Origin of the sequence: Pseudomonas gebzensis, assembly GCF_034427815.1 — a bacterium.
In the GTDB taxonomy this organism is placed as follows: Bacteria; Pseudomonadota; Gammaproteobacteria; order Pseudomonadales; family Pseudomonadaceae; genus Aquipseudomonas.
Genome location: NZ_JAXQNS010000010.1, coordinates 182,472 through 197,280 on the forward strand (window position 1 = coordinate 182,472; position 14,809 = coordinate 197,280).

Here is a 14,809-nt window from a genome sequence, read left to right on the forward strand (position 1 = left end):
TTCCCATGCAACTGGACCCTGCCACTGGCTGGTTCTGCGGCGCGATTCACTGCCCGTCGCCCAATTGCAATGCGCGCCCGCCGGGCGAGGCCATCTCCTTGCTGGTCATTCACAACATCAGTCTGCCCCCGGCCTGCTTCGGCACGGGCAAGGTGCAGCAGTTTTTCCAGAATCGCCTAGACCCCGATGAGCACCCGTATTTTCAGGGCATCCAGCACCTGACCGTGTCGGCGCACCTGTTCGTCGAGCGCGACGGCGCGGTGACCCAGTTCGTGTCCCTGCTCGAGCGTGCTTGGCACGCCGGCGTGTCGACCTTTGCCGGCCGTGAAGGCTGCAACGATTTCTCCATCGGCATCGAGCTTGAAGGGACTGACGAGCTGCCCTACACCGACGCCCAGTACCAGGCGCTGGAAACCCTGACCCGGCAGATCCGTCTGGCCTGGCCGGTCATCGACGGCGCGCACATCTGTGGCCACAGTGACATCGCCCCGCAACGCAAGAGCGACCCGGGCCCGGCGTTCGACTGGTCGCGCTACCGCAAGGCCCTGCGCGTGAATGAGGACAGACCATGAGTTTTCTGGTGTTGGTACTGGTGCTGTGGATCGAGAAGTTCTCGGCCCTGCGCCGCCGTGTGCAACGTGACGGCTTTTTTCGCGGTGAACTGGTGCGCCTGGAGCGCAGCGGCAAGGTGCAGCCCGGCTGGAGCCTGACGATTCTGATTCTGCCGCCCGTGCTGTTGCTGGTGTTGCTGCTGCACGTGCTGGAACCGGTGGCCTATGGGTTGATGGCGCTGCCGGTGCACCTGCTGGTGTTGCTCTACAGCCTTGGGCGCGGCGATGCCAAGGCAGCGCTGGGGCCGTTGCGCGATGCCTGGCGCCGGGGCGATGAGCAGGGCGCCTTGCATGTGGCCGAGCGCGATCTGGGTCTGCGCGCCGAGGATGCCAGTGGCTTGCATGCGCAAGTGCAGGGCTATCTGCTCTGGCAGGCATACCAGAGCTTCTTCGCCGTGATCTTCTGGTACTGCCTGCTGGGGCCGGCAGCGGCACTGGCTTACCGCTTGCTGGCGCTGTGCATCGAGCACAGCCGGCATGGCGCCTTGCAGGCCCGTGCCGAGCAACTGCGGCACGTCATGGACTGGCTGCCGGTGCGGGTGCTGGGCATGAGTTTTGCGCTGGTGGGCAATTTTGTCGCGGTCGGGCGAGTGATGCTGCACGAGCTGCTGAATCTGCAGCGGCGCGCGCCGTCGCTGGTCGCCGAGCTGGGCCGCGTGGCGGACGACATCCCCGAACAGGATGCACCCGAGCAAGGTGTCGCCCGGCTGAACAGCCTGTGGGAATTGCTGCTGCGCTGCGCGGTGCTGTGGTATGCGGCCTTCGCGGTGTGGACGATCTTGCGCTGAGGCCGCCTTTCAGCAGGGCCAGCCGAACAGGGCGCAGGCATTGCGGGTGCAGGCGTGGGCCAGCCGCTCGGCGTCCACGCCCATGACCTCGGCCAGGGCGGCAGTGATCTGCGGCAGGTGCACGGGGCTGTTGCGCAGGCCCGGGAACATGGCGGGGGGCATGTCGGGCGCATCGGTTTCCAGCACCAGGCTGTCCAGCGGCAGGCGCGGCAGGGTCTTGCGCAGGCGCAGGGCCTGCGGCCAGGTCGCGGCGCCCCCCAAGCCCAGTAGAAAGCCCAGCTTGATGTACTCACGGGCTTGTTCGTAGCTGCCGGCAAACGCATGAATGATGCCGCCACGCCGGACCCGGATGCGTTTGAGGGTGGCGATCACCTCAGCGTGGCTGCGGCGCACGTGCAATAGCACCGGCAAGTCGAAGTCTTGGGCGATCCGCAATTGCGCCTCGAACCAGCCTTGCTGTTGTTGCCGGTCGAGCTCGGGCAGGTAGAAATCCAGACCGAACTCACCCACCGCGCACAACCGCGGATCGCCCTGCAGGCGCCCGAGCCAGTCGCGCAGTTGCGCCAGATGCTCGTCGCGGTGTTCATCGAGGTAGACCGGGTGCAGGCCCAGCGCTGCGTGCAGCCCAGGCTGGGCGCAGACCGTGTTCCACACGCGTTGCCAGTTGGCCTGTGCCACGCCCAGCACCACCACGCGCTCGACCCCACTGGCGCGCGCCTCGGCCAGCAAGGCCGCGCGGTCGGCGTCGAAGTCAGGGAAATCCAGGTGGGTATGGGTGTCGATCAGGCGCATGCTCAGGCCCGGTGCAAGCGTTGCTTGAAGGTCCGCGCCACGGCATGCACGCCAGGCTGGTAGCTTTTTTCTTCGATGGCAGCCACCGCCAGCTCCAGCGCCGTCGCCGCGATCAGACCATGTTGCTGAGCCATGGCATTGACCGGCAGCGGCAGGAAATCGAGCAGTTGGTTGTCGCCGAAGGTGCCCAGCTGCAGCGCGCGCTGGCCGGCGGCGCAGCCCTGAAGCGCGTCGAACACCCCTTGCAGCAGCACATAGGAGGTGGTGACCAAGGCATCGGGCAGGCCGCCGAGTTCGTCGATCAGTTGGGTCATCAGGCGTTGGCCGCAGTCGCGGCTGAAGGCCTCGCCCTGGTAGCGCCGCACATCGCCGGCATGCTGCTGCAGGGCTGCGTCAAAGCCTGCCAGGCGCGCCTGGCTCACCGACAGTTCCGGCCGCGCGCCGATCAATGCAACGCGCTGCGGCGCGTCGTGCAGCAGGCTCTGGGTCAGCAGCAGGCTGGCGTGATGGTCGTCACTGATCACCGAGCAGAAGTGCGCCGGGTCCAGGCTACGGTCGATGCCGATCACCGGCAGGCCGTTGGCCTGCACGTCGCGGTAGCTGTGGTCGTCGGGTGGCAGGCAACTGGCCACGAACAGCGCATCGCAGCGCCGCGCACGGAACAGCTGCTGCAACTGCCGCTCGCTGTCGGGCTGGTCGTCGCTGCTGGCGATCAGCAGCTGATAACCACGAGCGCGGGCGCCGGCTTCGAGTTGCTTGGCGATGCGTGCGTAGCTGGGGTTTTCCAGGTCAGGCAGGATGAACCCCAGCGTGCGCGTATGCCGGCTGCGCAAACCAGCAGCCTGCGGGTTGGGCATGAAACCATGGGCGTCGACCACTGCGCGCACGCGCTCCACCGTGCTGCTGCTGATGCGCTGCTGCTCGGCCTTGCCATTGATGACGTAGCTGGCGGTGGTCACTGACACACCGGCCAGACGGGCGATATCGCTGAGTTTCACCGAAGGTTCCTTGTGATGACATGGAAACAGGCTGCGCGGCCTGGCCTGCTTGCTCTGTACGAAAGGCCTCTGCATCTGGCACTGCTGCATTGAAACATCCATCGCACTGCTCGTGTGCCTTGCGGTCAGACCGCGTCGGCCGTTAGTGCCGTGCAGGGCGTGCGCGTAGACACAGTGGGTACAGAGCCCAGTTTTACCCAGGCGGTGCACGCTGCGCAGACGACCAACGTCGCAATTGTCCGACAAGCTGGGGCTGTTTAGTCGCAAGATTATCGAGTAACGTGGCCGCCGAATCAGATTAAACGTTTCAGCTTCGGAATACTGCCCACTTTTCTTCCGGCCTGAAACGACATCGCGATGCAAACCGACGGTCTGTGACCCATTCTGGTGACCAGGCACAACGCCTGCACTCGCGCTTTTGGAACGTCACGCGTCCACAACAATACCTCGGCCTCCCGATGGGGCTGGAAAAGGAGAAGGTCATGCTCGAGCTCGCCAAAGAGCAGATAGCCATGGGCCAGGTAGCGGCCGACAAGGCCCAGGCGTTGCGCCTGCTGGCGGATCGATTGGTCGCCGATGGGCTGGTCGCCGACGGCTACCTCGAAGGGTTACAGGCCCGCGAGACGCAGGGCTCGACCTTCCTCGGCCAAGGCATCGCCATCCCCCACGGCACCCCCCAGACCCGCGACCTGGTGTTCAGCACCGGCGTGCGCCTGCTGCAGTTTCCTGACGGTGTCGACTGGGGCGATGGCCAGCGTGTCTATCTGGCCATCGGCATCGCCGCGCGCTCGGACGAGCACCTGCGCCTGCTGCAGCTGCTGACCCGCGCCCTGGGTGAGACCGATCTGGCCGAGGCCCTGCGCCGCGCCACCTCTGCCGAGGCCTTGTTGAAGCTGCTGCAAGGTGCGCCGCGCGAGCTGGCGCTGGACGCGCAACTGGTCAGCCTCAGCCTGCCCGCCGACGACTTCGATGAGCTGAGCTGGCGGGGCGCGCGCCTGCTGCAAAAAGCCGGCTGCGTCGAGCCAGGCTTCGCGGCTTTGTTGCAGCAAGCCGAGCCGCTGCCCCTGGGCGATGGCCTGTGGTGGTTGAACAGCGACCGTCAGGTACTGCAACCGGGCCTGGCCTTCATCACCCCGCAACAGCCACTGCGCTACCGCGACCAGCCGCTCAATGGCCTGTTCTGTCTGGCCAGTCTGGGTGCGGCGCACCAGGCCCTGCTTGAACGCCTGTGCGAAGTGCTGATCGAAGGCCGCGGGCAAAGCCTGTACCAGGCCACCGACAGCCGCACCGTGCTGCAAGTGCTGGGCGGTGAAGTACTGCCGGACTGGCCCAGCGCGCGCATCGTGCTGGCCAACGCGCACGGGCTGCACGCCCGTCCGGCCAAGGTGCTGGCGCAATTGGCCAAACGGTTCGAGGGCGACATTCGCCTGCGCGTGGTCGACGCTGGCGAGGCGGCCGTATCGGCCAAGAGCCTGAGCAAGCTGCTCAGCCTCGGCGCACGCCGTGGTCAGACGCTGGAACTGCTGGCCGAGCCCGACATCGCCGGCGATGCCTTGCCGGCCCTGCTCGAAGCCATCGAGCAAGGCCTGGGCGAGGAGGTCGAGCCGCTGGACCCCGCTCCGGCCGCGCAGCCTGCGCCCAGCCCGGCCGCCGCCGAACCTGTGCTCGCGCCGAGTGCCGGCAGCGTCATTCAAGGCGTCGCGGCCTCGCCCGGGATTGCCACCGGCCCTGCGCATGTCTGCGTCGAGCGCGCGATCGACTACCCCCTGCGCGGCGCCTCGCCGGAGCAGGAGCGGCTCAAGCTGCGCCAGGCTGTCGAGGTGGTCGACGCCGAGCTGCACGCGCTGATCGCGCGCAGCGACAAGGCCATCGGCGAAATCTTCATCACCCACCAGGAAATGCTCGCCGACCCGGCTTTGGGTGAAGAGGTCGAGCTGCGCCTGGTCCAGGGCGACAGCGCGCAAGCGGCGTGGATGGCGGTCATCGAAGCGGCTGCGCGTCAGCAGGAGGCGCTCAACGATGTGCTGCTGGCCGAGCGCGCAGCAGACCTGCGCGATGTTGGCCGTCGTGTCCTGCATCAGTTGTGCGGCGTGCAAGAAGCGCGTGAGCCGGAGCAGCCGTACGTGCTGGTGATGAGCGAGGTCGGCCCCTCGGACGTGGCCCGCCTCGACCCGGCGCGGGTCGCCGGCATCGTCACCGCCTACGGAGGCGCCACTGCGCACAGCGCTATCGTGGCGCGCGCGCTGGGCATTCCCGCCGTGGTCGGGGTGGGCGCTGCGATCCTGCTGCTCGATGCCGGCACTGCGTTGCTGCTCGACGGCCAGCGCGGGCGGGTCAGCGTGGCGCCGGCCGCGGCCGAGGTGCAGCGCGCCCTGGCCGAACGCGACCTGCGCGAACAGCGCTTGCAAGCGGCGTGGGTCGAACGGCATCAGCCAGCCATCACCCGCGACGGGCATGCCCTGGAAGTGTTCGCCAACATCGGCGAAAGCACCGGCATCGCCAAGGTGGTGGAGCAGGGCGCCGAAGGCGTTGGCCTGCTGCGCACCGAGTTGATTTTCATGGGCCACAGCCAGGCGCCGGACGTGGCGGTGCAAGAAGCCGAGTACCGCCGTGTGCTCGACGGGCTGGGCGGACGGCCGCTGGTGGTGCGCACCCTGGATGTCGGCGGCGACAAGCCGCTGCCGTACTGGCCCATTGCAGCAGAAGAAAACCCTTTCCTCGGCGTGCGCGGCATCCGCCTGACCCTGCAGCGCCCGCAGATCATGGAAGACCAGCTGCGCGCGCTGCTGCGCGCCGCCGACAACCGCCCGCTGCGAATCATGTTCCCCATGGTCGGGCAGGTGCATGAATGGCGTGAAGCCAAGGCCATGGTCGAACGCCTGCGCCTGGAGATTCCGGTGGCCGACCTGCAAGTCGGGATCATGATCGAGGTGCCCTCGGCCGCGCTGCTGGCCCCGCAACTGGCGCGCGAGGTGGACTTCTTCAGCATCGGCACCAACGACCTCACGCAGTACACCCTGGCCATCGACCGTGGCCACCCAAGCCTGTCGGCCCAGGCCGATGGCCTGCACCCGGCGGTGCTGCAGCTGATCGACATGACCGTGCGCGCTGCCCACGCCCACGGCAAGTGGGTGGGGGTGTGCGGTGAGCTGGCAGCCGATAGCCAGGCTGTGGCGATCCTGCTGGGCCTTGAGGTGGACGAACTGAGCGTGGCCTCGCGCAGCATTGCCGAGGTCAAGGCGCTGGTGCGCGAAACCGATTTCCAGGCAGCACGCGCGTTGGCGCAGGCGGCATTGCAACAAGACAGCGCGGCGTCCGTGCGCGCGCTGGTGGAGCGAACCTGATGGCCAAGATTCTGACCCTGACCTTGAACCCGGCGCTGGACATCACCGTCAGCCTTGACGTGCTGCGCGCTGGCCACGTCAACCGTGCTCAGGCACAAGCCAGCCACGCGGCCGGCAAGGGCTTGAACGTGGCCCAGGTGCTGGCCGACCTGGGCCATAGCCTGACAGTCAGCGGCTTTCTGGGGCGCGACAATCTGCAGCCCTTCGAAGCCCTGATCGAACAGCGCGGCTTTACGGATAGCTTCGTGCGTGTGGATGGCGAAACCCGCAGCAACCTCAAGCTGATCGAAGCCGATGGCCGAGTCACCGACGTCAATGGCCAGGGCCCGCAGGTCGATGACGCGGCTCAGGCTGCCTTGCTGCGCCGCCTGGAACAGATCGCCCCCGGCTTCGACGCCGTGGTGGTGGCCGGCAGCCTGCCGCGCGGCATCAGCCTGACGTGGTTCGAGCAGTTGCTGCGTCAGCTCAGCGGGCAAGGCCTGAAGGTGGTGCTCGACACCAGTGGCGAGGCGCTGCGGGTTGGCCTGCGCTGCGCGCCGTGGCTGGTCAAGCCCAATGCTGAAGAGCTGGGCGAGGCGCTGGGCATGGCCCTGGCTGACCGCGCCGCCCAGCACACGGCGGCCCGCCAGTTGCTCGACGCCGGCGTCGAGCACGTGGTGCTGTCCAACGGCGAGCACGGCCTGAGCTGGTATACCGCCGCACGCACGCTGCATGCACTGCCACCACCGGTGAAGGTCGCGAGCACCGTGGGCGCTGGCGATTCGCTGGTGGCCGGCATGCTGCATGGCCTGCTCCAGGGTGAAGCGCCGCAGCAGAGCCTGCGCCGCGCCACTGCCATTGCCGCGCAAGCCGTGACCCAAGTGGGCTTCGGCATCTGTGACCACGCGCAACTGGCCCGCCTGGAGGCGGCCGTGCAAGTAGAAGAACAACAGGAGAGTGGTCAATGAACCTCGCCATCGTCACCGCCTGCCCCAACGGGCAGGTCTCCAGCGTGCTCAGTGCACGCCTGCTCACTGCCGAGGCTCACCGCCGCGGCTGGACCGCCAGCGTCGAAGTGGCCGACCCCGAGCACCCCGAACAGCGTCTGACGCCTGAGCAGATCGCAGCCGTGGACTGGGTGCTGGTCATCGCCACCGGCCCGTTGGATCTGAGCCGCTTCATCGGCAAGCGCGTGTTCCAGAGCACCCCCGCGCAAGCCCTGGCCGATCGCGAACGCTTCCTCGACGAAGCCGCCGCCAATGCCCAGCTGCTCGCCGCCACCGACCTCAGCGAAGGCGCAGTCGCGGCGCCGGCCACTGCGGCCGCTCAACCGCGACTGGTCGCTGTCACCGCCTGCCCCACGGGCGTGGCCCACACCTTCATGGCCGCCGAAGCCCTGCAACAGGCTGCTGCACAGAAGGGTTATCAACTGACCGTGGAAACCCAGGGCTCGGTGGGCGCGCGCAATCCGCTGTCCGCCGAGGCCATCGCCCAGGCCGATGTCGTGCTGCTGGCTGCCGACATCGAGGTGCCCACCGCGCGCTTCGCGGGCAAGCGTATCTACCGCTGCGGCACCGGCATTGCCCTGAAACAGGCGTCTGCCACGTTGGACAAAGCCCTGGCCGAAGGCCAGGTGGAAAGCGCCGGCGACGCCTCTGCAGCACCGGCCAAGGCCGAGAAGGCGGGGGTCTACAAACATCTGCTCACGGGTGTGTCGTTCATGCTGCCGATGGTGGTGGCCGGTGGCTTGCTGATCGCCTTGTCGTTCGTCTTCGGCATCAACGCCCACGAGGTGCCGGGCACCTTGCCCGCTGCGCTGATGCAGATCGGTGGGGAGGCGGCGTTCAAGCTGATGGTGCCGTTGCTGGCGGGCTACATCGCCTGGTCCATTGCCGACCGTCCGGGGTTGGCGCCGGGCATGATCGGCGGCCTGCTGGCCAGCACCCTGGGCGCAGGCTTCATCGGCGGCATCGTCGCCGGTTTCCTGGCCGGCTATAGCGCCAAGGCCATCGCCCAATGGGTACGTTTGCCGAGCAGCTTGGAGGCGCTCAAGCCGATTCTGATCATCCCGCTGCTGGCCAGTCTGTTCACCGGCCTGGTGATGATCTACGTGGTCGGCCAGCCCGTGGCGGCCATGCTCGCCGGCCTGACGCAGTTCCTCGACAGCATGGGCACCACCAACGCCATTCTGCTGGGTGTGTTGCTGGGCGGGATGATGTGCGTCGACCTCGGCGGGCCGATCAACAAGGCTGCCTACGCCTTCTCGGTCGGGCTGCTGGCCTCGTCCAGCTACGCGCCAATGGCGGCCACCATGGCCGCTGGCATGGTGCCGCCCGTCGGCCTGGGCATCGCCACCTTCATCGCCCGACGCAAGTTCGCCCAGAGCGAGCGCGAGGCGGGCAAGGCGGCGCTGGTGCTGGGGCTGTGCTTCATCTCCGAAGGCGCCATTCCGTTCGCCGCCAAGGACCCGCTGCGGGTCATTCCGGCGAGCATCGCCGGCGGTGCGCTGACCGGTGCGCTGTCGATGTACTTCGGCTGCAAGCTGATGGCGCCGCACGGTGGGCTGTTCGTGCTGCTGATTCCCAATGCCATCAACCACGCCCTGCTGTACCTGTTGGCGATCGTGGCGGGCAGCCTGGTGACGGCAGTGATCTATGCGTTGATCAAGCGCGGCGAGCCGGTGGAACTGGCGGTGGCCGCACCGCAGCGTTAAGCGCGGCGTTGCGTCGATAACCCATCAGGGGCGCCATGTGCGCCCCTGATGCGTTTCAGCGCCGCGGTGGGCCCTTGCGCAGGGGCGTGAGCAAGTCCATCAGGCCGTTGTGGTCGATCTCGTGCATCAAGGCCAGCAATCCGCCCAGCTCGCCAGAGGGAAATCCTTTGCGCGCGAACCAGGCCAGGTAATCGCCGGGCAGGTCGGCGATCAGCCGGCCCTGGTATTTGCCAAAGGGCATGGTGCGGGTGACCAGCAGGTGCAGCGTTTCGGGGTTCATGCGAGGCGCCAGATACGAATGAGTCGCGACCCTACTGCAAACTGCACGACCCGCCAACGGCAATCATGCAGAACGCGACACATGGCGTTTGGCCTTACCTATTTAAATCATTGATATATAAGGTTTATTTATTTTAAGAGAACTGGCACGAAGGCTGCTCTCATCTATGTACTAACCAATGCCAAGGAGTCTGGACCATGAGCAACCCGAACAAAGACGTTATCGATGTCCTCAATGACCTGATCGAGTACAGCAAAGACGGCCAGAAGGGTTTCGAGAAGTCGGCTGAAGATGTGAAGAGCCCACAGCTTAAATCGTTCCTCGTCGAGCGTGGCGTAGGTTGCGCCAAAGCGGCCAGCGACCTGCAGGCCGAAGTCCGTCACCTGGGCGGCGATCCGGAAACCTCCACCAGCTTCACCGGTGACCTGCACCGTGGCTGGATCGACCTCAAGTCCAAGTTCACCAGCCATGACGACGAAGCGGTGCTGAACGAGACCGAGCGCGGCCAGGACTATGCCCTGAAAGCCTACAAAGAAGCCCGCGAGAAACTGGTCAAACTGAATGTGCCTGCCGCGGCCAACGCACTGACGCTGGTCGATACCCAGCTGCAAGGCGTGCAACGCAACCATGACAAAGTCAAAGCGCTGCGTGACGCTGCCCGCGCCAACCACCACTAAGCCGGCGGGCCTTCCACCCGGTTACGGCCCATAGCCTTGGCCCGGTAGAGCGCCTCGTCAGCCAAACCCAGCACGGTCGAAAGATCGTGCTGGGTTTTTTCTGTGTACAGCGCAATGCCGATGCTGACCGTGATGGTCGAGCCGCTTTGACCAAACGCTGGCAAGGCCTCGACCGCTGCGCGAATGCGCTCGGCAATCAGGCGTGCGCCCGGTGCATCGGTTTCCGGTAGCACCACCTGAAATTCCTCGCCCCCATAGCGCGCCGCCAGGTCTGCAGGCCGGCGAATGCAGCGCTCCAGCGTCTTGGCCACCTCGCGCAAGGCGTGATCCCCGCCGGCATGACCGTGGCGCTCGTTGAACGCTTTGAAGTGATCGATATCCACCATCAACACCGCCAGTGGCTTGCCGCTGCGCTGCGCGCGGGCCCATTCGAGCCTGAGCGTCTGGTCGAGGCGACGGCGGTTGGGCAGGCCGGTCAGGCTGTCGGTGGCGGCGAGTTGCGCAAGGTTCTGCTCGGCGCGCTGGCGTCGGCGCAACTCGCGGCCCAGCAGCACCGTCAGCCAGAGCATGCCCAGGCACAGCGCGCCGGTTGCGGCGCCGACCATCCACGCGGTGCGGCGCCACGACTGGAACACCTCATCGGCCGAGTGCACCACCAGCACGATCAGCGGCAAGTCGGTCACCTTGGCGAACGTGTACATGCGCATGGCGCCGCCCCGGGCTTCGGAGGCGGCGGTAAAGCTGCCGTTCTGCTCAGCGATGATCCGCTCGAAATTGGAACGTCGCCGGTAATTGCCGCCCACCTGGGGATCGTTGTCGCGCACCGGCTCGCGCGCCAGCAACTGACCTTCGGCGGTGAACAGGTTGATGCTGCTCTGCACACCGATGTCCAGGCGCTGAAACAGGGTCGTGAAATACGACAACGGCAACGCGCCCATGGCAACGCCATGAAACGCGCCACTGGGTGAGGAAATGCGCCGGCTGAAATTCACCGACCAGTCCAGTTCGCTGAGTTGCAGGGGGGACGGCGGGCTGATCAGCAGGCCCAGATCAGGCTGGTCACGGTGCGCCACAAAGGCGGCGGTTTTCGCAAAGCTGGTCTGGCGCGACAGGGTACCAGTGGAGTCGCCCCGCACCTTGCCTTGCGCATCCAGCCACAGCAGGTCGCCCTGACCGGGTGGGGTGATCGCCCGGCGGAACAGGATCTGCTGGCGCAGCTGCGGCGTCAGGCGCAGCAGTTGCGGATGCGAGACGCCCCAGATGACCCCGCGCAGGGCTTGGTCGTAGAGCTCGACGTTGCGCAGGATGTCGCTCTCGATCAGCTGCACGATGTTGTTCGATGCCCGAATGGCAGACTGCTCGACACTGTCGCGCTCGCGCCCTAGCAGGTAGCTGACAATCGCCACAATGGCGAAGACGGCCAGGAAACTGCCCAGCGTAAGGGTGCGTTCGGGACGGGATTCGAGCGACGCAAGCAGCGGGGGAGGCGAGGGCAACGGCAGGCTCCCTGGGAATTGAACCCTCTTGAGGTGTGAGGGTCGGCATGAGCGAGGCCGTTATTCTAGGGAAGCGGGGATTGTCGAACAACCGATAGTGGGTGTCGTTGAACGGCTGATTGCCGCACCGCGAGGCGGCACGCGTCGCTGCGAAGGTGTCTGGGCTCAGGAGGGCGGCGCTTGCGGGGAGGGCGTTGCAGCGCAAGTGTGCGTTTGCTGGGGGAGCAGCGGGGGGCGCGAAGGTCTACGGCGTGGCCCGGAGGACTGCGCAACGCGCGTAGAGCACTACACGAGACGGCGTGGAGACAGCGATGGAGCGACGCACCCAATGCCACGGCTGTCAGCCTGCCGATCTCTACTTTCGGTTTTTGTAACAATCACGCGCTGTATCAACTGTCGGCGTGACCATTTTCCACCGCTTTGGAGGCCGCCTGCGCCTCGCCGTCTGCCGGGTCGGCCTGCTGCGCGAACAATGCTTGCGCCTGTTCGGCAATGGCCTGGTTGCGCGCGGCGAAAACCGGTGATTCCTCGGCCTGAGCCAAGGGTGACAACATCAGCGCCGAGAGAACGAACGCACTGGCAATACCCATGCTGTTGGACATTTTCAAACTACCTTCTTGCAATGCAAGTGTTGTGTGGATGCGTCTACGGTAGTCCTCGGGCCGAGGGGGAAACAGCGTCATCCGCAATAAGCACTGTTGCAAAAAAGGTAAGGATCGGCAGAAAAAATTCCACGGCGCCTTGCAGGCAACCCACCTGTACCGGCTATGGCAGGCGGGCTAGAGCCCTTGCGGTATGTGAAGTGCTGCTGCTGCAGGTGCTGCTCAGCGTGCAACGCTGCAGGCGCCCGTTGGTCGTGCTGCTGGCCGCCACACTCAGAAGCCGATGAAGGTGTAGTAGGTCGGCGTCTGCGCCGTGACCTGCAACCCACAGGCGCCAGCGGCTTGCGCCAATGTCGGGTCTTCGACATGCAACTGCCATGGCGCGCCCGCGCCGTCTGGGCAATGCTCCAGCGCCTCGGCAAACGCCACCATGTTCGGTAGCCAGGCGGTGAAACCATTGCCTTTGAGCGCGCTGATGGTCATCCCCAGGCGCTGGCACACCGCGACCTTGGCGCCGATGTCCTCGCGGTCGGCCTGGCGCGACGCCTCGATCAGCGCGCGCAGTGCCGGGTCGACCAGTACCTGCCCGTGGATCAGCTCGGGGCCTTGCTCCCACGCCTCTGCCGGGCAGTCCTTGGTCTCGGTGCGCAGCGGAATGTGCGGGTTGATTTCCGCCGGATAGATACGACACACCAGCGGTCGGGATTCATAGATGCCGCAACGATCGGCGGCGTCGAGATGCCGGCAGCGGCCGGGATTGAACGCGGCAAAGGTGACTGCCACCTGCACGTGGCCGGTGCCGCAGGCCACTGCCGACGACCGGCGCAGGGCGTGCTCGCGCTGATCGACCGGCATACCGGGACCGTCCGTGACGAACCCTTCGATCAGCACGATGACCTGTCCGCCCGCCACGGCCCACTGGCGCGCTTCGCTGAGGGTCAACGGCACATGATGGCCGTTGCAGCATTTGCCGCAGCCGGTGCAGGCGAAGCGCACCGAGGCACTCATGACTTGCCGGCAGCCCACTCGCTGACGAAAGCCTTCTGCACGCGGCGGTCATACAGGCACAGCTCGGTGCCGGTGCGGCCTTTCATGTACTTCTGTGGGTAGACGCCCTCGATGAGCAGCGCGCTATAGCCGACCTGGTCATCGAATTCGGCAGGTTTGCCGAGGGCGTGGGCGTCCTTGAGCTGGCTGGCGGCCAGGCAGGACTTGAGCAGCGACTGGCGGTATTCATTCCAGGCCTGGCTGCTGGAGGCTTGCACAACACCACTGGCCAGGGCGCAGGTGATCAAGATGGAGCAAAAAAACTTCATACGCGATACCAGCATTTTCAACGGAAGACGTTGGATTATGCCCGACTAGTGTCAGGCATCAACCCTGGGGTGATGTCTTCATCTCTGCGCAGGCGTTGCTGGTCAGCCGCCACCACTCAGTGCTCGCCAAACACCACCGCGCGGGCTGCGACCAGCAGACAATCGGTCAGCTCCGGCGAAGAAAACTTGGTGAGGATCGCATTGGCTCCGGCCAGGTGTGCTTTTTCACTGCTCATCGCGCTGTCCAGCGAAGTGTGCAGCAACACGTACAGGTGTTTGAAGTCCGGCGTCTCACGCAGGGTGCGGGTGAAGGCATAGCCGTCCATCTCGGACATTTCGATGTCCGACACCACGATGTTGATCTCGTTGGCCGTGCCTTGCAGCTCCAGCAACACATCGATCGCGTCCTTGGCGCTGCGCGCGGTGCGGCACTCGATGCCGAGGTTGCGCAGGGTATGAATCGACTGCTGCAGCGCCACTTGACTGTCGTCGACCACCAGAATGTTCGAGGCGGCCAGCAGGCTGGCGGCATCGTGGTCCAGTGCAGTGTTCGGCGGCACGTGGGTTGGCGGGGCAATGCCGTGGATGACTTTCTCGATGTCCAGCACTTGCACCAGGGTGTTGTCGACCCGGGTCACGCCAGTGATGAACGAGCGGCTGCCCGAGCCGAACGGCGGCGGCTTGATGTCGGTGGTCTGGCAATGCACGATGCGCACCACCGCCTGCACGTGCAGGCCCTGCCGCGAACGGCTGATTTCAGTGACGATCAGGCAGCCGCTGTTCGGATCGTCCAGCGGGCGCTCGCCGATGGCGCGTGACAAGTCGATCACCGACAGCGGGTTGCCGCGCAACGTGGCCACCCCTTTGACGTGCGGATGGGATTCGGGCAGCCGGGTCAGCGCTGGGCACGGAATGATTTCGCTGACCTTGAGCAGGTTGATCGCCATCAGCTTGCCGCTGCGCAGGGTGAACAGCAGCAGCGACAGCGAGTCTGCACGGGCGGTTTGGGTGGCCATGGGGCGCGCTTGCACTCAATGAGGGAGGATGCCGGGTTATCGGCCTGGGGGCGTGGGGCTTTAGGACTGAAGAGAGAACACGCGCCAAATCCAGTGATGACGCAACAGGGTCGCAGGCTGCTCGTGTGGCCTGCCCCAGGCAGACCCTTGCTCGACCCGCCGGCCAGCGCTGGCCGAGCGCCAGCCCTGCACACCCG

The 14,809-nt window shown here is 65.9% G+C and carries 14 protein-coding genes; 6 read left to right on the plus strand and 8 right to left on the minus strand.

Annotated features, from left to right (window positions below):
- Positions 1-5: 5 nt before the first annotated feature.
- Both ampD and ampE read left to right on the plus strand, forming a co-directional pair.
- Positions 6-572, plus strand: a complete 567-nt coding sequence (gene ampD / locus SJI00_RS18800) for a 1,6-anhydro-N-acetylmuramyl-L-alanine amidase AmpD (RefSeq protein WP_322463176.1) — start codon at positions 6-8, stop codon at positions 570-572.
- Positions 569-1,399, plus strand: coding sequence for a regulatory signaling modulator protein AmpE (gene ampE, locus SJI00_RS18805; RefSeq protein WP_322463177.1), 831 nt, complete (start codon positions 569-571; stop codon positions 1,397-1,399). The genes ampD and ampE overlap by 4 nt, the downstream gene beginning before the upstream one ends.
- 9 nt (positions 1,400-1,408) lie before the next feature.
- Here the strand turns inward: ampE and SJI00_RS18810 are convergent, their stop codons facing one another.
- Both SJI00_RS18810 and cra read right to left on the minus strand, forming a co-directional pair.
- A complete protein-coding gene (locus SJI00_RS18810; RefSeq protein WP_322463178.1) occupies positions 1,409-2,191 on the minus strand; it encodes a TatD family hydrolase in 783 nt (260 codons plus the stop codon).
- Positions 2,192-2,193: 2 nt separating this feature from the next.
- Entirely contained in the window at positions 2,194-3,189 is a 996-nt protein-coding gene (gene cra / locus SJI00_RS18815; protein ID WP_322463179.1) for a catabolite repressor/activator, read from the minus strand.
- Positions 3,190-3,671: 482 nt separating this feature from the next.
- On the opposite strand from cra, the gene ptsP reads away from it, so the two are divergent.
- From ptsP to SJI00_RS18830, 3 genes are read left to right on the plus strand one after another with little or no spacing between them, the layout of a single operon-like run.
- The gene (ptsP, locus tag SJI00_RS18820; RefSeq protein ID WP_322463180.1) at positions 3,672-6,533 is read left to right on the plus strand and encodes a phosphoenolpyruvate--protein phosphotransferase; all 2,862 of its coding nucleotides are present in this window, start codon (positions 3,672-3,674) and stop codon (positions 6,531-6,533) included.
- Complete coding sequence (pfkB, locus tag SJI00_RS18825) at positions 6,533-7,480, plus strand: 1-phosphofructokinase (protein ID WP_322463181.1); 948 nt, start codon at positions 6,533-6,535, stop codon at positions 7,478-7,480. The genes ptsP and pfkB overlap by 1 nt, the downstream gene beginning before the upstream one ends.
- The gene (locus tag SJI00_RS18830; RefSeq protein WP_322463182.1) at positions 7,477-9,225 is read left to right on the plus strand and encodes a fructose-specific PTS transporter subunit EIIC; all 1,749 of its coding nucleotides are present in this window, start codon (positions 7,477-7,479) and stop codon (positions 9,223-9,225) included. Before pfkB ends, SJI00_RS18830 begins: the two co-directional genes overlap by 4 nt.
- A 55-nt stretch (positions 9,226-9,280) precedes the next feature.
- On the opposite strand, the gene SJI00_RS18835 is transcribed toward SJI00_RS18830, so the two are convergent.
- The gene (locus SJI00_RS18835; protein ID WP_322463183.1) at positions 9,281-9,505 is read right to left on the minus strand and encodes a DUF3820 family protein; all 225 of its coding nucleotides are present in this window, start codon (positions 9,503-9,505) and stop codon (positions 9,281-9,283) included.
- Between the two features lie 197 nt (positions 9,506-9,702).
- On the opposite strand from SJI00_RS18835, the gene SJI00_RS18840 reads away from it, so the two are divergent.
- Positions 9,703-10,182 carry a ferritin-like domain-containing protein gene (locus SJI00_RS18840; RefSeq protein WP_322463184.1) on the plus strand — a complete coding sequence of 160 codons (480 nt, stop codon included), beginning with the start codon at positions 9,703-9,705 and terminating at the stop codon, positions 10,180-10,182.
- Here the strand turns inward: SJI00_RS18840 and SJI00_RS18845 are convergent.
- From SJI00_RS18845 to SJI00_RS18865, 5 genes are all read right to left on the minus strand, one after another.
- A complete protein-coding gene (locus SJI00_RS18845) occupies positions 10,179-11,678 on the minus strand; it encodes a GGDEF domain-containing protein (RefSeq protein WP_322463185.1) in 1,500 nt (499 codons plus the stop codon). The genes SJI00_RS18840 and SJI00_RS18845 overlap by 4 nt on opposite strands.
- Positions 11,679-12,067: 389 nt before the next feature.
- On the minus strand, positions 12,068-12,280 hold the full coding sequence (locus tag SJI00_RS18850) for a hypothetical protein (RefSeq protein ID WP_322463186.1): 213 nt from the start codon (positions 12,278-12,280) through the stop codon (positions 12,068-12,070).
- Positions 12,281-12,553: 273 nt separating this feature from the next.
- A complete protein-coding gene (locus tag SJI00_RS18855) occupies positions 12,554-13,288 on the minus strand; it encodes a YkgJ family cysteine cluster protein (protein ID WP_322463187.1) in 735 nt (244 codons plus the stop codon).
- Complete coding sequence (locus tag SJI00_RS18860; RefSeq protein ID WP_322463188.1) at positions 13,285-13,596, minus strand: hypothetical protein; 312 nt, start codon at positions 13,594-13,596, stop codon at positions 13,285-13,287. The genes SJI00_RS18855 and SJI00_RS18860 overlap by 4 nt, the downstream gene beginning before the upstream one ends.
- A 116-nt stretch (positions 13,597-13,712) precedes the next feature.
- Positions 13,713-14,612: a chemotaxis protein gene (locus SJI00_RS18865; protein WP_322463189.1), complete on the minus strand. Its 900-nt coding sequence runs from the start codon at positions 14,610-14,612 to the stop codon at positions 13,713-13,715.
- Positions 14,613-14,809 lie beyond the last annotated feature (197 nt).

Excerpts from the sequence above, each read along its gene's own strand:
- SJI00_RS18810 (WP_322463178.1), bottom strand. The coding sequence starts at position 2,191 with ATGCGCCTGATCGACACCCATACCCACCTGGATTTCCCTGACTTCGAC.
- ampE (WP_322463177.1), top strand. The coding sequence starts at position 569 with ATGAGTTTTCTGGTGTTGGTACTGGTGCTGTGGATCGAGAAGTTCTCG.
- SJI00_RS18860 (WP_322463188.1), bottom strand. The coding sequence starts at position 13,596 with ATGAAGTTTTTTTGCTCCATCTTGATCACCTGCGCCCTGGCCAGTGGT.
- ampD (WP_322463176.1), top strand. The coding sequence starts at position 6 with ATGCAACTGGACCCTGCCACTGGCTGGTTCTGCGGCGCGATTCACTGC.
- SJI00_RS18840 (WP_322463184.1), top strand. The coding sequence starts at position 9,703 with ATGAGCAACCCGAACAAAGACGTTATCGATGTCCTCAATGACCTGATC.
- pfkB (WP_322463181.1), top strand. The coding sequence starts at position 6,533 with ATGGCCAAGATTCTGACCCTGACCTTGAACCCGGCGCTGGACATCACC.
- SJI00_RS18830 (WP_322463182.1), top strand. The coding sequence starts at position 7,477 with ATGAACCTCGCCATCGTCACCGCCTGCCCCAACGGGCAGGTCTCCAGC.
- SJI00_RS18865 (WP_322463189.1), bottom strand. The coding sequence starts at position 14,612 with ATGGCCACCCAAACCGCCCGTGCAGACTCGCTGTCGCTGCTGCTGTTC.
- SJI00_RS18850 (WP_322463186.1), bottom strand. The coding sequence starts at position 12,280 with ATGTCCAACAGCATGGGTATTGCCAGTGCGTTCGTTCTCTCGGCGCTG.
- SJI00_RS18855 (WP_322463187.1), bottom strand. The coding sequence starts at position 13,288 with ATGAGTGCCTCGGTGCGCTTCGCCTGCACCGGCTGCGGCAAATGCTGC.
- ptsP (WP_322463180.1), top strand. The coding sequence starts at position 3,672 with ATGCTCGAGCTCGCCAAAGAGCAGATAGCCATGGGCCAGGTAGCGGCC.
- SJI00_RS18835 (WP_322463183.1), bottom strand. The coding sequence starts at position 9,505 with ATGAACCCCGAAACGCTGCACCTGCTGGTCACCCGCACCATGCCCTTT.